14 protein-coding genes, 1 rRNA gene and 3 pseudogenes are annotated in these 16,017 nt (G+C 42.0%); 11 read left to right on the top strand and 7 right to left on the bottom strand.

The genetic code is table 11. The features are described 5' to 3' along the window. The first annotated feature begins 64 nt into the window (after nt 1–64). Both ACU8V8_RS16675 and ACU8V8_RS16680 read left to right on the top strand, forming a co-directional pair. Entirely contained in the window at nt 65–277 is a 213-nt protein-coding gene (locus ACU8V8_RS16675) for a calmodulin (protein ID WP_446888239.1), read from the top strand. 68 nt (nt 278–345) lie between these two features. Continuing rightward, entirely contained in the window at nt 346–561 is a 216-nt protein-coding gene (locus tag ACU8V8_RS16680; protein WP_446888240.1) for an EF-hand domain-containing protein, read from the top strand. A gap of 91 nt (nt 562–652) precedes the next feature. Here ACU8V8_RS16680 and trkA read toward each other — a convergent pair. From trkA to def, 4 genes and pseudogenes are all read right to left on the bottom strand, one after another. Then, nucleotides 653–2,030: pseudogene (gene trkA, locus ACU8V8_RS16685) on the bottom strand (Trk system potassium transporter TrkA). 8 nt (nt 2,031–2,038) lie between these two features. Then, on the bottom strand, nt 2,039–3,337 hold the full coding sequence (gene rsmB / locus ACU8V8_RS16690) for a 16S rRNA (cytosine(967)-C(5))-methyltransferase RsmB (protein ID WP_446888241.1): 1,299 nt from the start codon (nt 3,335–3,337) through the stop codon (nt 2,039–2,041). Beyond that, a complete protein-coding gene (gene fmt, locus ACU8V8_RS16695; RefSeq protein WP_446888242.1) occupies nt 3,330–4,283 on the bottom strand; it encodes a methionyl-tRNA formyltransferase in 954 nt (317 codons plus the stop codon). Before fmt ends, rsmB begins: the two co-directional genes overlap by 8 nt. Nucleotides 4,284–4,304: 21 nt before the next feature. Continuing rightward, nucleotides 4,305–4,811: a peptide deformylase gene (gene def, locus ACU8V8_RS16700; RefSeq protein ID WP_446888243.1), complete on the bottom strand. Its 507-nt coding sequence runs from the start codon at nt 4,809–4,811 to the stop codon at nt 4,305–4,307. 117 nt (nt 4,812–4,928) lie between these two features. On the opposite strand from def, the pseudogene ACU8V8_RS16705 reads away from it, so the two are divergent. The 6 genes and pseudogenes from ACU8V8_RS16705 to hemF all read left to right on the top strand — a co-directional run bounded on the left by ACU8V8_RS16705 (nt 4,929) and on the right by hemF (nt 9,831). After that, nucleotides 4,929–6,051 (top strand): annotated as a pseudogene (locus ACU8V8_RS16705) (LysM peptidoglycan-binding domain-containing protein). 29 nt (nt 6,052–6,080) lie between these two features. Continuing rightward, a complete protein-coding gene (gene dprA / locus ACU8V8_RS16710; protein WP_446888244.1) occupies nt 6,081–7,169 on the top strand; it encodes a DNA-processing protein DprA in 1,089 nt (362 codons plus the stop codon). Between the two features lies 1 nt (nt 7,170). After that, nucleotides 7,171–7,644, top strand: a complete 474-nt coding sequence (locus tag ACU8V8_RS16715) for a DUF494 family protein (protein WP_446888245.1) — start codon at nt 7,171–7,173, stop codon at nt 7,642–7,644. A gap of 61 nt (nt 7,645–7,705) precedes the next feature. After that, nucleotides 7,706–8,278: a DNA topoisomerase family protein gene (locus tag ACU8V8_RS16720; protein WP_087533874.1), complete on the top strand. Its 573-nt coding sequence runs from the start codon at nt 7,706–7,708 to the stop codon at nt 8,276–8,278. Nucleotides 8,279–8,310: 32 nt separating this feature from the next. Then, nucleotides 8,311–8,877 carry an L-threonylcarbamoyladenylate synthase gene (locus tag ACU8V8_RS16725; protein ID WP_087533873.1) on the top strand — a complete coding sequence of 189 codons (567 nt, stop codon included), beginning with the start codon at nt 8,311–8,313 and terminating at the stop codon, nt 8,875–8,877. 3 nt (nt 8,878–8,880) lie between these two features. Further along, entirely contained in the window at nt 8,881–9,831 is a 951-nt protein-coding gene (gene hemF, locus ACU8V8_RS16730; RefSeq protein ID WP_446888246.1) for an oxygen-dependent coproporphyrinogen oxidase, read from the top strand. Nucleotides 9,832–9,932: 101 nt separating this feature from the next. Here the strand turns inward: hemF and ACU8V8_RS16735 are convergent. Beyond that, nucleotides 9,933–11,538: pseudogene (locus ACU8V8_RS16735) on the bottom strand (methyl-accepting chemotaxis protein). Nucleotides 11,539–11,642: 104 nt separating this feature from the next. Beyond that, entirely contained in the window at nt 11,643–12,080 is a 438-nt protein-coding gene (locus ACU8V8_RS16740) for a group II truncated hemoglobin (RefSeq protein ID WP_446888247.1), read from the bottom strand. 53 nt (nt 12,081–12,133) lie between these two features. Here ACU8V8_RS16740 and aroE point away from each other — a divergent pair, with 53 nt between their 5' ends. Together aroE and ACU8V8_RS16750 are read left to right on the top strand one after the other, a co-directional pair. After that, nucleotides 12,134–12,958, top strand: coding sequence for a shikimate dehydrogenase (gene aroE, locus ACU8V8_RS16745; protein WP_446888248.1), 825 nt, complete (start codon nt 12,134–12,136; stop codon nt 12,956–12,958). Continuing rightward, nucleotides 12,955–13,209, top strand: a complete 255-nt coding sequence (locus ACU8V8_RS16750) for a DUF1488 domain-containing protein (protein ID WP_446888249.1) — start codon at nt 12,955–12,957, stop codon at nt 13,207–13,209. Before aroE ends, ACU8V8_RS16750 begins: the two co-directional genes overlap by 4 nt. Here ACU8V8_RS16750 and ACU8V8_RS16755 read toward each other — a convergent pair. Continuing rightward, nucleotides 13,206–13,739 carry a gamma carbonic anhydrase family protein gene (locus tag ACU8V8_RS16755; RefSeq protein ID WP_446888250.1) on the bottom strand — a complete coding sequence of 178 codons (534 nt, stop codon included), beginning with the start codon at nt 13,737–13,739 and terminating at the stop codon, nt 13,206–13,208. The two genes, ACU8V8_RS16750 and ACU8V8_RS16755, sit on opposite strands and share 4 nt — an antisense overlap. A 613-nt stretch (nt 13,740–14,352) precedes the next feature. Here ACU8V8_RS16755 and ACU8V8_RS16760 point away from each other — a divergent pair. Further along, a 16S ribosomal RNA gene (locus ACU8V8_RS16760) occupies nt 14,353–15,887 on the top strand. Nucleotides 15,888–16,017: the final 130 nt, after the last annotated feature.

Raw genomic sequence — 16,017 nt, forward strand, 5'->3', positions numbered from 1 at the left:
TAGAAAAGGATTTCCACTCTTACTAATTTATGCATTAACAGATAGAAACTGAAGGAATTTTATTATGAACACATTAAATAAAACATTAGCACTTATCGCACTTGCATCTTCATCAGCCGCTTTTGCTGGCACAGACTTTGATACTTTAGATGTTGATGGCAATGGTGTAATTAGTCAAAGCGAAGCGTCGGTGGATGCAAAGTTGATGAGTCAATTTTCAGAGCTTGATACTGATGGCAATGGTGAGCTTTCAAAACAAGAGTTTTCAGAAGCTTAATGTGAATTTTATCACATAATGGATCTCTGAAAAGGATTTCTTACCCTTTATTTATTAGGATACAAATTATGAAACATATTAATACAACACTCGCTATTCTTGCCCTTGCAACTTCATCTGCTGCTTTTGCTGCTGTGAGCTTTGACACATTCGATACAGATGGCGATGGCGTAATTAGCCAAAAAGAAGCCTCTGTGAATGCGCAACTTGTTGAAATTTTTTCGGCGTTAGATACTGACCAAAATGGCGAACTTTCAAAAGAAGAGTTCTCTAAAGTACAGTAGTACTGTTTGGTAATAGAAAATACGGTAATTTCACTTCATATACGTTAAAGCAGCTTTACCTTATAAAATAGGCAAAGCTGCTTTTTTATGTTTACAAGAAAATGGCGCTAACTTGGAATAGTTTTTCAACGACAGTGATATGTTTCTTGTCGATTAAGAACATAATAACGTGGTCGCCAGAATGGATGATGGTATCGTCGTGGGCAATGAGTACATCGTCGTTTCGTACAATAGCGCCAATGGTGGTGCCTGCAGGGAGTTTTATGTCTGAAATAGCGCGACCAACAACTTTTGACGTGTGTTTCGTCGCCATGGGCTACCGCTTCAATTGCTTCTGCAGCACCTTTACGCAGTGAATAAACATTAACAATGTCACCACGGCGTACATGAGTAAGCAATGCTGAGATTGTGGCTTGCTGCGGTGATATTGCTATGTCTATTTCGCCACCTTGTACTAAATCAACGTATGCGCCGCGCTGTATTAGCACCATGGTTTTTTGTGCCCCCATGCGTTTTGCTAACATGGCTGACATTATGTTTGCTTCATCATCATTTGTTACTGCGATAAATACATCAACCTGTTCAATGTGCTCTTCAGAGAGGAGCTCTTGATCTGAAGCGTCACCACAAAAAACAACGGTGTTGTCGAGTAATTCTGATAATTGTTCGGCGCGTTCTTTACTGCGTTCAAGCAGTTTTACACTGTGGTTTTTTTCCAACGAGCGGGCGAGTCCTGCACCAATGTTACCACCACCGGCGATCATAATTTTTTTGTATGAGCGCTCAAGCTTTTGCAGTTCGTTCATTACTGCGCGAATGTGTTTGGTTGCTGCAAGGAAAAATACTTCATCGTCAGCTTCAATCACGGTGGTACCTAATGGCTTGATGGCTTTACCTTGGCGATAAATAGCCGCTACGCGTGTCTCAACATTAGGAATATGCTCTTTGAGAGCTGAAAGTGCATAGCCGACCAGCAAGCCACCGTAGTACGCTTTTACAGCCACTAATGACAGCATGCCATCGCCAAACTGTAATACCTGTAATGCGCCGGGGTAATCGATTAAACGGCGAATATACTTAGTCACCAATTGCTCAGGTGCAATATAGTGGTCAACAGGTAAATCGTCGTTTTGGAATAGCTTTTCACGGTACTTTAGGTATTGCTCAGAACGAATACGGGCTATTTTAGTCGGTGTATTAAAAATACTGTAAGCCACTTGGCAGGCTACCATGTTGACTTCGTCTGAGCTGGTTACCGCAATGATCATATCGGCGTCTTCGGCACCAGCCCTGCGTAATACATCTGGGTGTGCGCTGTGGCCAGTAACACCTTGTAGGTCGTACTTGTCTTGTAACTCACGTAAGCGATTGCCATCTATATCAACAACCGTTATTTCGTTTTGTTCACCGACTAAGTTTTCAGCGAGTGTGCCGCCTACTTGCCCGGCGCCGAGTATGATTATTTTCATTATTTATCTTATGACTGTTTTTTTACAAGCTTGGCATAATAAAACCCATCACTTTCGCCTGGTAGTAATTGTAATCCTGGGTTTGTGGCGGTGTCGTTATCATGCAAAGGTATATGCTCAACATCTGTGTTATTTGCTAAAAATTTAGCAACTTGCTGTTGATTCTCTAGTGGTAATACTGAGCAGGTTGCGTAAATTAATGTGCCACCTGGTTTTAATAAAGGCCAGATGCTATCTAAAATATCACCTTGTAGCGCCGCCAAGTCGTTAATATCTGACGCACGACGTAGCCATTTTATATCTGGATGACGACGGATAACGCCGGTCGCAGAGCAGGGTACATCTAATAAAATGCGGTCAAACTGCTGCTCATCCCACCATGTATGAGGCTGCGATGCGTCTGCACATTGTAGGTCTGCACCTAAACCGATACGCGTTAAGTTTTGCTTTACGCGTTCAAGGCGGGTTGCATCGCTATCAAGGGCAAGCACATCGGCGTCGGCGAGCTCTAAAATATGGCAGGTTTTACCGCCAGGCGCTGCACAGGCATCAAGTATATGCTCATCATCTTTTGGATCTAATAAACGTGCAGCTAATTGAGCTGCCGCATCTTGTACTGAACAAGCACCAGTATCAAATTCAGGCAGTGAGAATACATCGCGCGGCTTATCAAGTTTAATTCCATCGACAAAATCTGGGTTTACTGTGTGCTCAATATCATTCGCGCTGAGCATCTCACTGTATTGAGCAGTACTGTATTGCGCTTGATTGACACGTAACCACATAGGAGCTTGCAGTTGGTTCGCCTCTAAAATTTGTTCCCATTGTTCAGGGTAGGCTTCTTTTACTTGTTTGATAAACCAGTTTGGGTGGTTGTATAAACACACTGGAATTTGTTTGGCTTTTTCTTCAAGCTCAGCTTGTTGGCGTTGAAAGCTACGTAAAATTGCGTTAATTAGCCCTTTTAAACCAAGTGCCCGCAGTTGCGCTAAAGCATTAACGGTTTCGCTAATTGCGGCATGTGGTGGAACGCGCATGTGTTGTAGTTGGTAAATACCTACATACAACAAAAACTGGAATATACGGCGCTTACCTTTTAGCGGTTGCTCAACCAAGTGTTGGCAGTAATTCTCTAAACTCGGCAGGTAACGTAACACGCCATAGCAAATTTGCTGCAATAAGGCTTTATCTTTAGGCGATAAGCCTTGGCTTGCAAAAGGGAGCTCTTGGTTTAGAGATGCGCCCTTATCAACAACGTTATATAAAGTTTCGGCGGCAAGCGCACGTACGTTTGGAACATTACTCATTATTTTCGCCTAAGACGCTGCCTGGAGTAACCCAGTCACTGCGACCGTTTAAAAAGTCTGTAACAGCCATTGGTTTTTTACCTTGTGGCTGTAATTGGGTTATTTTTAGCGCGTGTGTGCCACAAGCGACTACAATACCGTGTTTGTCACTGTTTAAAATAGTGCCCGGTGTACCTTGTTGCTCAACCACATTGGCTTGATAAATTTTTACCGTGTTCTCGCCCATTTTGGTAAAGCACACTGGCCAAGGGTTGAAGGCACGAATATTACGCTCAATTTGTGTAGCGTCCATTGTCCAATCAATATTAGCTTCGTCTTTTGATAGCTTTTTGGCGTAATTGGCTAGTTCGTCATCTTGTACTTGTGGGGTTATCTCACCATTGGCTAATTTGGCTATGGTTTCGACAAGTGCGGTTGGCCCTAACTCAGCCAGTTTAGTATATAAACTGGCACTGGTTTCAGCAGCATCAATAGGGCAACGGCTAATGTGCAGCATATCACCGGTATCTAAGCCTTCGTCCATTTGCATTATGGTTACACCAGTTTCATCGTCGCCCGCCCAAATAGCGCGCTGAATCGGCGCTGCACCACGCCAGCGTGGTAAAATTGAACCATGCACATTTAAACAACCAAGGCGTGGAGCCTCTAAAATTGCTTTTGGCAGTAATAGTCCGTACGCAACGACGATCATGATATCTGCTTTTAAGTTGCTTAATTCACTTAATGCATCGTCATTTTTTAATGACGCAGGTTGAAATACAGGTAAGTCATTGGCTAAAGCAAGCTCTTTTACTTCACTGGCTTTGAGTTTTTTACCGCGTCCGGCAGGACGATCTGGTTGACTATAGACACCAACAATTTGATGTTCAGAATCAATAAGAGCTTGTAAATGGCGCGCAGCAAAGTCCGGCGTACCAGCAAAAATAATGCGTAGTGGTTTTGTCACTGAGTTTTCCTAAGGTGCTTATTACTGTGCTGCAAATTTAGCTTCTTTTTCAAGCTTTTTACGAATACGTTGGCGCTTTAATGGTGATAAGTAATCAATAAACAATTTGCCTTTAAGGTGATCAAGCTCATGCTGAATACATATAGCTAACAGCTCGTCAGCATCCAGGCTAAATTCTTCACCGTGCTCATTGAGTGCGTTAACTGTTACGGTCTCTGCGCGATCTACTTTTGCGTAAGAGTGTGGTACAGATAAACAACCTTCTTCACTCACTGTTGCACCATCTTGCTTGGTAATAACAGGGTTAATTAAAACCAATGGTTCGTTGCGCTCTTCTGATACATCGATCACCACAATACGTTGATGAATATCAACTTGTGTTGCTGCTAGTCCGATGCCGTTTTCGTCATACATCGTTTCCAGCATGTCTTTGACAATTTGGCGAACTTGGTCGTCAACTTGTGCAACGTCTTTTGCTATTGTACGTAAACGCTCATCTGGAAATCTTAAAACTTCTAACCTAGCCATAGTAACCTTTTCACTTGTGCATAATATAGGGTATTGTATGCTCTTATTTTAGCCATTCGCGTTCACCTTTAACAGGTTTTGGTTAATAATAATGAAAAAACACCACAAGGAAGCCAAATGAAATACCCATTTTTAGCTGCATTGCTTACATTAAGCACTGCTTTTTCGTCTTATGCGGACGTTCTATCTATAAAAAAAGATGCGCCTAAACAATATGTTGTAAAAAAGGGTGACACTTTGTGGGATATTTCTGCTATTTATTTGAGCGAACCTTGGCTATGGCCAGAGCTTTGGCAAATGAACCCACAAATTAATAACCCACACCTCATTTATCCCGGTGATGCACTTTCTTTAATATATGATGAGCACGGAAATCCGCGATTGGTTATTAATAGTGGCTATAAAAAGCTTTCTCCGCAGGGCCGTATAACCCCTAAAGGTAAAAACGCAATACCGACGCTACCATTAGAATTATTAAGACCGTATTTAACTTATGAACGAGCAATTAGTGGTGATGATATTGCAGATAAGCCATACATTTTAGGTGCGAACGAAAATACTAAAATGAATACCAAAGGGCATATTGTGTATGTTAAAGGGAACTTAAAACAACACGAAAGCTATGCCATTTACCGAAAAGGAGAGGCTTATACTGACATAGATAGTGATGAAGTATTGGCTTATAAATCAGTATTGGTAGGGATTGGTAGGGCATTTCGTGGTGGTGATGTAGAAAATGCTGTACCGGCATCGGTTAGAATTGAAAGTGTAAAGCAAGAAATCAGACCAACGGATTTTTTATTACCAGCAATGGAAGGGCAAGCACTGCCTGCATTTTTTTACGATGCAGCGTCCTGAGCAGCCTGTTACAGGTAACATTATTGCCGCAGTAAATGAATTGCGAGAATTTAGCACTATGGATATTGTAGTGCTAAACTTAGGTACTGAGCAGCAAATTAAAGCTGGCCATATATTAGATATAGAGCGTCAATCTCCAACCGTATTTGACGGTCGTAACGGACCAAGATATAAAGAAGACTCAAATAGTTTGGAAAAGCTGATCACAAAAACTAGTGAGTTTTTTGGTGTAGAAGCAGATGAAGATGCTACAGTTTGGCATATGCCAAAAGAAAAAGTAGGTGAGTTAATGGTGTTTAAAGTATATGACAACGTTAGCTATGCCTTAATCGTAAAAAATCAGCACCCAATCCGCGTCGGTGATTTTGCAGTTATAAATTAATACAGGTTTGAGTGCTCTAAGGAGAGAGCATGGAACAGTCATATGGTAAGTTAACACATTGGCTTGCCTTTTATTTATGCAAAGGGTTGGGGGTTAAAACCTTATTGGCATTGGTCCAAAAGTTACCCTTAGCAGATTTATTTACGTTATCACATGAGCAATTACTTGCATTAGGTTTGAATCAGCAAGTTGCCACTAATATAGTGGCTACCAATTGGACGCAAGTTAAGCACTACGAAACCCTAATTAATCAAGCCGACATCCAAGCTATAAGCTATTTTGATTCACGTTACCCGCCATTATTAAAAGAAATTGCCAGCGCCCCACTATTACTGTTTTGTCGTGGTAATTGTGATTTACTGTTGAGTCCGCAAATAGCCATTGTGGGCAGTCGAAATGCAACCCCTATAGGCCTTGAGATAGCTGCGCAATTAGCCCACCAGTTATGTGAAGCCGGTTTAACAGTTACCTCCGGCTTGGCATTGGGCATAGATGGTGCTGCTCATAAAGGGGCATTATCAAGTACAGGTAAAACAATTGCAGTACTTGGCACCGGGGTTGATATTTATTACCCAAAACGCCATAAACTATTAACTGATCAAGTATTAAAAAATGGTGTGCTAGTTAGTGAGTTTTTACCAGGGACGGCGGCTAACTCTAATAACTTTCCAAGGCGAAATAGAATTATTTCGGGGCTATCGTTAGGCGTGCTGATTGTTGAAGCCGAGATTAAAAGTGGCTCATTAATTACCGTGCGCTATGCACTTGAGCAAAATAAAGAGGTGTTTGCTGTACCTGGCTCTATTAAAAATCCATTATCACAAGCGAGTCATTTTTTAATAAAGCAGGGGGCTAAATTAGTCGAAAATGTCAGTGATATTTTAGAGGAGGTGAGCTTTTTTGGTCAAAACAGTCTATATAATATAGAAGAGCCGATTGAAAATGAGCCCGAATGTGCAGTGCTCAAAAGTGTAGGTTTTGAAGTAACACCTGTAGATGTAATTGCTCGGCGCTGTGAGTTGCCGATTGACAAAGTACAGACCCGTTTACTCGATCTTGAATTAGACGATAAAGTGGAGCGAGTCTTAGACGGCTATATCAAGTTAGGAGCAACATAATATGTTCGATATTCTTATGTATTTGTTTGAAAATTATATCCACAGCGAAGCTGAAATTTTTGTTGAGCAAAATGAGCTTACTGACGAGTTATTGCGTGCAGGCTTTAATAAACCCGAAATATTCAAAGCCCTTGATTGGCTTGAGCAATTGGCTGACTTGCAACATAGTGACGAAGTGCCCTATTTAAATGCCTACCCGCATCATGCCGTACGAATTTTTACCGATAGTGAATGTCAGATGCTTAGTACCGAGTGTCGAGGCTTTTTAATGTTCGTAGAGCAAATTGGGGTTATCAATAATGTAACTCGAGAAATGGTAATGGATCGATTATTCGCGCTAGACAAACCTTATATTGGTCTTGATGACTTAAAATGGGTTGTGTTGATGGTGCTCTTTAATGTGCCAGGCTCTGAGCTTGCTTATTCGCAAATGGAAGATCTTATTTTTGACGAGCCAGCAGAGGTATTACATTAACTTGTATCTTTAATTAGTTTGGGTATATTAGGCGAAAATTAGCCAATCGCTTTGGAATCACATGAGTAAAATAGATCATTCGCTTTTCTCTGCTAACCAGCATGCCCTCGAAAAAGAATACGAAATTTGCCCTCAATGCGGTTCTGAGCTAGTGATCCGTAACAGTAAAAGTGGACCTTTTCTCGGTTGTGCAAGTTACCCCAAGTGTGATTTTATTCGGCCCTTAGCACAGCACGATACTCAACAAATTAAAGTACTTGATGACAGCCCGTGTCCTGAATGTGGAAATCCGCTGGTGGTTAAGAATGGGCGTTATGGCATGTTTATTGGCTGTACTGGTTACCCTCAGTGCCATTATATTGTGCACGATGAAAAAGAGCCAGATGAAGAAATGTTACCCACTTGCCCTAAATGCAATAAAGGGCAGTTAGTTGCGCGCAGTAATAAATTTGGCAAAACATTTTATTCCTGCGATAGCTACCCAAGCTGTAAATATACCCTTAATTTTAAACCTATTGAACATACTTGCCCCGAGTGTCAGTGGCCAGTGATGATGCAAAAGCAAATGACTAACAGCGTTGTGTTACAATGCCCACAGAAAAGTTGCTCGCATAAAATAACTGTCAGCGAGTAAACGCTTAACTTTTATTGTATTTGGAGATTTGTGTGACAGATCCAATCCCTTCACCTTTAACTGCTGTTGATGCATTAAAGCAAGGTGGTGTAATTGTTTATCCAACTGAAGCTGTATTTGGTTTAGGTTGCGACCCAGATAACCAACAAGCCGTAGCAAGCTTATTAGCAATTAAACATCGTCCAGTCGAAAAAGGGCTTATTTTAATTGCTGATAATTATGGTCAATTATTAAAATATGTTGATGATGTAAAAATTCCAATGGATAAACGTGCTGATATTTTCTCTAGCTGGCCCGGTGCGATTACCTGGGTTATGCCAGCAGCTAAAAATACACCTAAATGGTTAACGGGTCAGTTCGACACTATTGCTGTACGTGTAACCAATCACCCAACAGTAAAACGCTTGTGCCAAGAGCTAGGTAAGCCTTTAGTTTCAACCAGTGCTAACTTATCTGGACAAGACACGGTCACCAGTATAGTTATGGCTAAAAGTGAGTTTGCTGAGCAGGTTGCATTTTATGTCGATGAACCACTGGGCGGCAACACACAACCTAGTACCATTAAAGATGTAATGACAGGCAAAGTATTTAGAGGATAAGCAATGCACAGTAACCTACTCGAACAAGTAAAAACCTATTTAATGGCATTGCAAGACAGCATTTGCCAAGGCTTAGAACAAGCTGATGGTAGCGCCAAGTTTGTTGAAGATAGCTGGCAGCGAGCTGAAGGCGGCGGTGGCCGCACTCGTGTTATTCGTGATGGTCACGTTATTGAACAAGGCGGTGTTAACTACTCGCATGTTTTTGGTGCTTCAATGCCCGCATCTGCGACGGCGCATCGTCCTGAGCTTGCTGGTCGTAGCTTTCATGCTTGTGGTGTGTCATTAGTTATTCATCCAAAAAACCCACACATTCCAACGAGCCACGCAAATGTTCGCTTTTTTATTGCAGAAAAAGAAGGTGAACAACCTATTTGGTGGTTTGGTGGTGGGTTTGACTTAACTCCATTTTATCCTGTGTTTGACGATGTTAAGCATTGGCATCAAGTTGCCAGTGATCTCTGTGCGCCGTTTGGTGATGAGGTTTATCCGAACTATAAAAAATGGTGTGATGAGTATTTTTATATTAAGCATCGCAATGAAACTCGGGGTGTGGGCGGTTTATTCTTTGATGATCTGAACGAGCAAGGGTTTGAAAAGAGCTTTGAGTTTATGCAAGCCGTCGGTAATGGTTTTCTCAATGCTTATTTACCGATTATTGAACGTCGTAAGCATGACGAATACACCCAACAACAGCGTGACTTTCAATTATATCGTCGTGGTCGATATGTCGAGTTTAATCTGGTCTGGGACAGAGGAACCCTGTTTGGCTTGCAAACAGGAGGCAGGACTGAATCTATTTTAATGTCTATGCCACCTTTAGCCCGTTGGGAATATAATTATAACCCCGAACCTGATAGCGCTGAAGTGGCGTTATATCAATATTACTTACGTCCACAAAACTGGTTAGATACGCAACACGATCAGTTAGTTGCCCGAGACTGGCAACTGTAGAGCCAAATTATAACCAAGCCACCTCTATATGTGAGCGTCGTTGGAATTAAAAGCGATTTAGGCATAAGGCGCTAATACATTAGCGCCATTTTTATGCAGGTTTACTTAGTCAGTTTGAAGGAACGTACTTTCTCGTCTAAAGATCGAGCGAGTGATAATAACTCTTCACTGACTTTTTGATTATCTTTAGCATCAACTAACGAACATTCAGCATTATCGCTAATCGCCACAACGCTTTGATTAATTTCTTCGGCAGCCAAGTTTTGTTGCTCGGTGGCATTGGCAATTTGAACATTCAGCTGATTGATCTCGTTCATCTGCGAAGATATTTCCTGTAGAGCTTGGGCGACATTTTTAACCTGCAATGCCCGTTCATCAGCTTCCTCACAAGAACCGCTCATCATTGTGACAGTATTTGCCGCTTCAGCTTGCAGCTTATTAATTGTTTGGCGAATTTCATCTGTTGAAGCGTGTGTACGAGTTGCTAAAGTACGTACCTCATCTGCCACTACAGCAAACCCTCTACCAGTATCGCCTGCACGTGCAGCTTCGATTGCTGCATTAAGTGCCAGTAAGTTAGTTTGCTCAGCAATGCTACTGATCACCTCTAGTACATTTCCTACTTCTATGGTTTGTGCTTGTAATTGACTTACTTGCGCAGCCGCACTGCGTACATCTTCGGCAAGTTGATTAATGCTCTGCTCGGTATATGTTGCTACTTGTAAACTCTCTTGTGCGAGTGAGTTACTACTTTGTGATTTTTCCGAGGCGAAATGTGTTGTATTTTTAACCTCATTTGATGAGCTTTCAAGTTCATTTATCGCAGCCGCGACCGAATCAGTCCCTTGTTTTTGATTTAAAATTGCGTGTTCTGTTGCATCTGCAGATGCATAAATTGATTCTGCACAATGAATTAGTACCTTCGATGAGTGAGATACTTGAGCAATATTTTCTTTAAATGCCCCTATCATCTGATTAAAGCTACCGGCTAAAGAGCTAAGTTCATCATTATTGTTGTCATCAATAGTTAAACTCAAATCATTATTGCTGGTGGCTAAATGAATAACATGATTCATTTTTTTAAGTCTTTTAATGAATATCTTTCTAAATAACAAACCTAATAATACGAATGCAATTAAAAACAAGGTTGAGAGTAACAGCGTGTTAATTAGAGTGTTTCTAGTGACCTTTTCATCAATGTCATCTAGTGAATAGCTAATTTTAACAACGCCTAACACATCACCTTCTTTTTGCTTGATGACATCCTAAGCAATTGGTGCCTTTGTAGTCGCTGCGTGCAAACATTGGCTTTAAGTAGGTCATGAAACGAGTGCCTTTGTGTTGCTCAATAAATAGAGCTTCTTTGCCTGTTAATGCTGAATGTTCCGCAGAGGTGACCGGAGCCTGATTTTGACTCCCAGGCCCGAATGCTTTTGTCACAATAGGGCCGCGAATTATATGCGCATCTTCAATATTAGGGTGGCTACGCAATTTACTTCCTAAAATATCACGATTAGCCATTGTGCCAGTGAGCATCATAGTATTGATAGAGTCAAAATAATTATCAGCAAGCAATTTTATATTACTTTTAATAGTATCTTGCGCGAGAGAATGTTGCTGATTGGAACTACTAAAAAGACTAGCAGACAAAACAAGCGCCCCAGTGAGCGCAAGTAGTGCATAAATTTTATGTTGAATGGATTTCACGCGCGATATGCTCTGTTAAACAAGATTACATTATTATCTTCATTTAAAAGCAATGGGCTTTGATGTAGCGCAAACTTAAAAGGTTAAAGTTGCTATAATTTATTTTAGTGCTGATTAATCATATGGCTAGCAAGTTGCTCAAGTGATTTACGTAGCCCTTCACGCAGTAATGGGTTATCAATTTCAGCATCCAATGCTTTGTTCATACAATGCATCCATTGATCACGTAAGTCCTGATCAATAGGAAACGGCATATGGCGCTTTCGTAGCATTGGGTGGCCGTACTTTTCTGCAAACAAGTCTGGACCGCCCAACCAACCTGATAAAAATTCAAAAAAAACTTGGCGTATGCGGTCTAATGGTTGAGGATGCATATCATATAACGGTTTAGCGTATTCATCGCTCGCCATTATATCGTAGAATCTATCAGACAGAGCACGTGCTCCTAGTTCACCGCCCATCATCTGATAAGGTGTTTTTTCTGGCGAGGGAGCTTGTTGTGGCTCTGCTGGTTTCGATTTTGAGAAAAGTCGTTTAATCATAATTTTATCATCGTTAATTAACAGTATTTACTGTGCAAAGAGGTTGCTTGAACATGGACAAATATGCGGTTTTTGGAAACCCAATCGAACACTCAAAATCACCCGCTATACATACGCAATTTGCAACCTCATTAGGCGAGCAAATTGACTACCGCGCAATATTAGCACCGATTGACGGCTTTAAAAAATCAGTGAGAGACTTTTTTGCTCAAGGTGGTCTCGGAGCTAATGTCACTATGCCATTTAAAGAACAAGCCTATGAGCTGGTCGATGAGCGTACAGAACTTGCAAAAATCGTTGGTGCAGTAAATACCATTAAATTACTTGATGATGGTCGTTTACTCGGTGACAACACCGATGGTGTAGGATTTGTAAATGACTTACTTGCAAACAAAGTTGCTATAAAAGATAAGCAAATACTGTTAGTTGGTGCTGGTGGTGCTGCCCGTGGCGTGGTGTTACCGCTTTTAGCTCAACAGCCTAGTGAAATTGTTATCGTTAATCGTACTAGTGCAAAAGCACAAGCACTTGCCGATTTATTTGCACAGTATGGCCAAGTTAAAGGATATGGCTTTGATGATCTGCCAGTAAGTAACTACTCATTAATTGTAAACTCGACATCTAGCAGTATGCTTGGCGAGCTACCTGCGCTTGATAAAAAGCACCTTAGTGGCTGTGATTGGGTTTATGATATGTTCTATTCGCTTAAAAACACTTTATTCATGCAGTGGGCGCAAGATAATAAACCCGATATTTCAGTTTTAGATGGCAGTGGCATGTTGGTTGGCCAAGCCGCCCAAGCATTTTATGTGTGGCGCAATAAAATGCCAGAGATATTACCCGTAGTTAGTGCATTAAAAGCTGGAGAGCTTAAATGAACCAAGCTATTCAATTTATAGATAGGGTTGAGTTTGATGAGCAAAGTCAGCAGTTGACATTTTATGCGCAAGTTAGCGGACTCATGGTTGGGTGTATTGTGAATACGCAAAGCTTATCAATCTCAGATATGACAGCAGCAAAACAACATTTTGAATCACTGCGTTTTGATTATGAAGAGCTTGCTGAGCAACTTATCGAAGATGAAGAGTATAACTCAGCAGGGAAAATAGAGATAAAGGCACTTACTTAGCTTTCTGCTAAATACTCGTCTTTTAGCTCAACATAGTTATTTGCAGAGATTTTTAAAAAGCTAAGTTCTTGCTCTGTTAAGGGGCGAGCTTGCTTTACAGGGCTACCAACATAAAGGTAGCCCGATTCTAAACGTTTATTTGGCGGCACTAATGAACCTCCTCCAATAATCACATCATCCTCTACAACGGCATTATCCATAACAATAGCGCCCATACCAACTAAGATACGATTACCCAAACGACAGCCGTGTAACATTACTTTATGGCCAACTGTAACATCATTGCCAATAATCAGTGGATAACCGTCTGGGTTGCTCTTACTTGAACGAGTTAAATGCAACACGCTGCCATCTTGTATATTTGTACGTTCGCCAATGCGGATATAGTTAACGTCACCGCGAGCAGCAACTAATGGCCAAACACTGCTGTGATCACCCAATGTGATATCACCGACCAATACTGCTGATTCATCTACATAGACAGATTGATTAACAGTAGGAGTAACTCCTTTATAAGAACGGATAGTCATAGAACACCTAATAAAATAAAAGCTATTAAAGCTGATGATAGCAGTAGAGCTTATAAAATGGCCAGAGAGGAAGTGAATTGACTACTAAAATAGCGGTTTTAAGGTGTTTCGGTCGTAAATCGAGCGAACAGTACTTTATTTCAAGTTTTCTTTAAAAAACACTTGCGTAAAAATCTGTTCTCCCTATAATGCGACCCCACTGAGACGGCAGAGTAGGCAACGCTTAGCGAGGCAAGCAAACCACTTAGTGAGTCGAGTAAAACTTGAGTTTAGATTTTTCATAAAGTTTAAAATTAAGTGTTGACAAAAAAAATAGGAAAGCGTAACATGCGCAGCCCTAGCGAGATAAAGCAAAGCGCTTTAATCGCAACGCTCTTTAACAATATAAAGCAATCATCTGTGTGGGCACTCGTACAGATTGAGTTCTAACAGCCTGGCTTAGTTCGCTAAGCAAGGCAAAAAATTTAGAGTCTCAATTGAAACTGAGTGACCAACAGGATAGTTACCTTTAGTAATTATTCAGCACAGTCAATTCAATATCGAAAGATATTAAATAAATTCAGAATTCATTGAGCATGTCCGCTCCCTTTATGGGAAGGACAGAAAAAACTTTTAATTGAAGAGTTTGATCATGGCTCAGATTGAACGCTGGCGGCAGGCCTAACACATGCAAGTCGAGCGGTAACAGAGAGTAGCTTGCTACTTTGCTGACGAGCGGCGGACGGGTGAGTAATGCTTGGGAACATGCCTTTAGGTGGGGGACAACAGTTGGAAACGACTGCTAATACCGCATGATGTCTACGGACCAAAGGGGGCTTCGGCTCTCGCCTAAAGATTGGCCCAAGTGGGATTAGCTAGTTGGTGAGGTAATGGCTCACCAAGGCAACGATCCCTAGCTGGTTTGAGAGGATGATCAGCCACACTGGAACTGAGACACGGTCCAGACTCCTACGGGAGGCAGCAGTGGGGAATATTGCACAATGGGCGCAAGCCTGATGCAGCCATGCCGCGTGTGTGAAGAAGGCCTTCGGGTTGTAAAGCACTTTCAGTCAGGAGGAAAGGTTAGTAGTTAATACCTGCTAGCTGTGACGTTACTGACAGAAGAAGCACCGGCTAACTCCGTGCCAGCAGCCGCGGTAATACGGAGGGTGCGAGCGTTAATCGGAATTACTGGGCGTAAAGCGTACGCAGGCGGTTTGTTAAGCGAGATGTGAAAGCCCCGGGCTCAACCTGGGAACTGCATTTCGAACTGGCAAACTAGAGTGTGATAGAGGGTGGTAGAATTTCAGGTGTAGCGGTGAAATGCGTAGAGATCTGAAGGAATACCGATGGCGAAGGCAGCCACCTGGGTCAACACTGACGCTCATGTACGAAAGCGTGGGGAGCAAACAGGATTAGATACCCTGGTAGTCCACGCCGTAAACGATGTCTACTAGAAGCTCGGCTCTTCGGAGTTGTTTTTCAAAGCTAACGCATTAAGTAGACCGCCTGGGGAGTACGGCCGCAAGGTTAAAACTCAAATGAATTGACGGGGGCCCGCACAAGCGGTGGAGCATGTGGTTTAATTCGATGCAACGCGAAGAACCTTACCTACACTTGACATACAGAGAACTTACCAGAGATGGTTTGGTGCCTTCGGGAGCTCTGATACAGGTGCTGCATGGCTGTCGTCAGCTCGTGTTGTGAGATGTTGGGTTAAGTCCCGCAACGAGCGCAACCCCTATCCTTAGTTGCTAGCAGGTAATGCTGAGAACTCTAAGGAGACTGCCGGTGATAAACCGGAGGAAGGTGGGGACGACGTCAAGTCATCATGGCCCTTACGTGTAGGGCTACACACGTGCTACAATGGCGCATACAGAGTGCTGCGAACTCGCGAGAGTAAGCGAATCACTTAAAGTGCGTCGTAGTCCGGATTGAGTCTGCAACTCGACTCCATGAAGTCGGAATCGCTAGTAATCGCGTATCAGAATGACGCGGTGAATACGTTCCCGGGCCTTGTACACACCGCCCGTCACACCATGGGAGTGGGTTGCTCCAGAAGTAGATAGTCTAACCTTAGGGAGGACGTTTACCACGGAGTGATTCATGACTGGGGTGAAGTCGTAACAAGGTAGCCCTAGGGGAACCTGGGGCTGGATCACCTCCTTATACGATTTAGAACTTATTTGTTCGTAGTGTCCACACAGATGATTGTTAGTTAGTTTGCTCATTGAGTTTACTAATTAATATGCTCTTTAAAAATTTGGAAAAGCTGATAATAAAATTCGTATGAATAACA

It is taken from the genome of Pseudoalteromonas sp. SaAl2 (assembly GCF_052947895.1).

Excerpts from the sequence above, each read along its gene's own strand:
- ACU8V8_RS16755 (WP_446888250.1), bottom strand. The coding sequence starts at position 13,739 with ATGACTATCCGTTCTTATAAAGGAGTTACTCCTACTGTTAATCAATCT.
- hemF (WP_446888246.1), top strand. The coding sequence starts at position 8,881 with ATGCACAGTAACCTACTCGAACAAGTAAAAACCTATTTAATGGCATTG.
- ACU8V8_RS16680 (WP_446888240.1), top strand. The coding sequence starts at position 346 with ATGAAACATATTAATACAACACTCGCTATTCTTGCCCTTGCAACTTCA.
- def (WP_446888243.1), bottom strand. The coding sequence starts at position 4,811 with ATGGCTAGGTTAGAAGTTTTAAGATTTCCAGATGAGCGTTTACGTACA.
- ACU8V8_RS16750 (WP_446888249.1), top strand. The coding sequence starts at position 12,955 with ATGAACCAAGCTATTCAATTTATAGATAGGGTTGAGTTTGATGAGCAA.
- ACU8V8_RS16715 (WP_446888245.1), top strand. The coding sequence starts at position 7,171 with ATGTTCGATATTCTTATGTATTTGTTTGAAAATTATATCCACAGCGAA.
- ACU8V8_RS16675 (WP_446888239.1), top strand. The coding sequence starts at position 65 with ATGAACACATTAAATAAAACATTAGCACTTATCGCACTTGCATCTTCA.
- ACU8V8_RS16720 (WP_087533874.1), top strand. The coding sequence starts at position 7,706 with ATGAGTAAAATAGATCATTCGCTTTTCTCTGCTAACCAGCATGCCCTC.
- rsmB (WP_446888241.1), bottom strand. The coding sequence starts at position 3,337 with ATGAGTAATGTTCCAAACGTACGTGCGCTTGCCGCCGAAACTTTATAT.
- dprA (WP_446888244.1), top strand. The coding sequence starts at position 6,081 with ATGGAACAGTCATATGGTAAGTTAACACATTGGCTTGCCTTTTATTTA.
- aroE (WP_446888248.1), top strand. The coding sequence starts at position 12,134 with ATGGACAAATATGCGGTTTTTGGAAACCCAATCGAACACTCAAAATCA.
- ACU8V8_RS16740 (WP_446888247.1), bottom strand. The coding sequence starts at position 12,080 with ATGATTAAACGACTTTTCTCAAAATCGAAACCAGCAGAGCCACAACAA.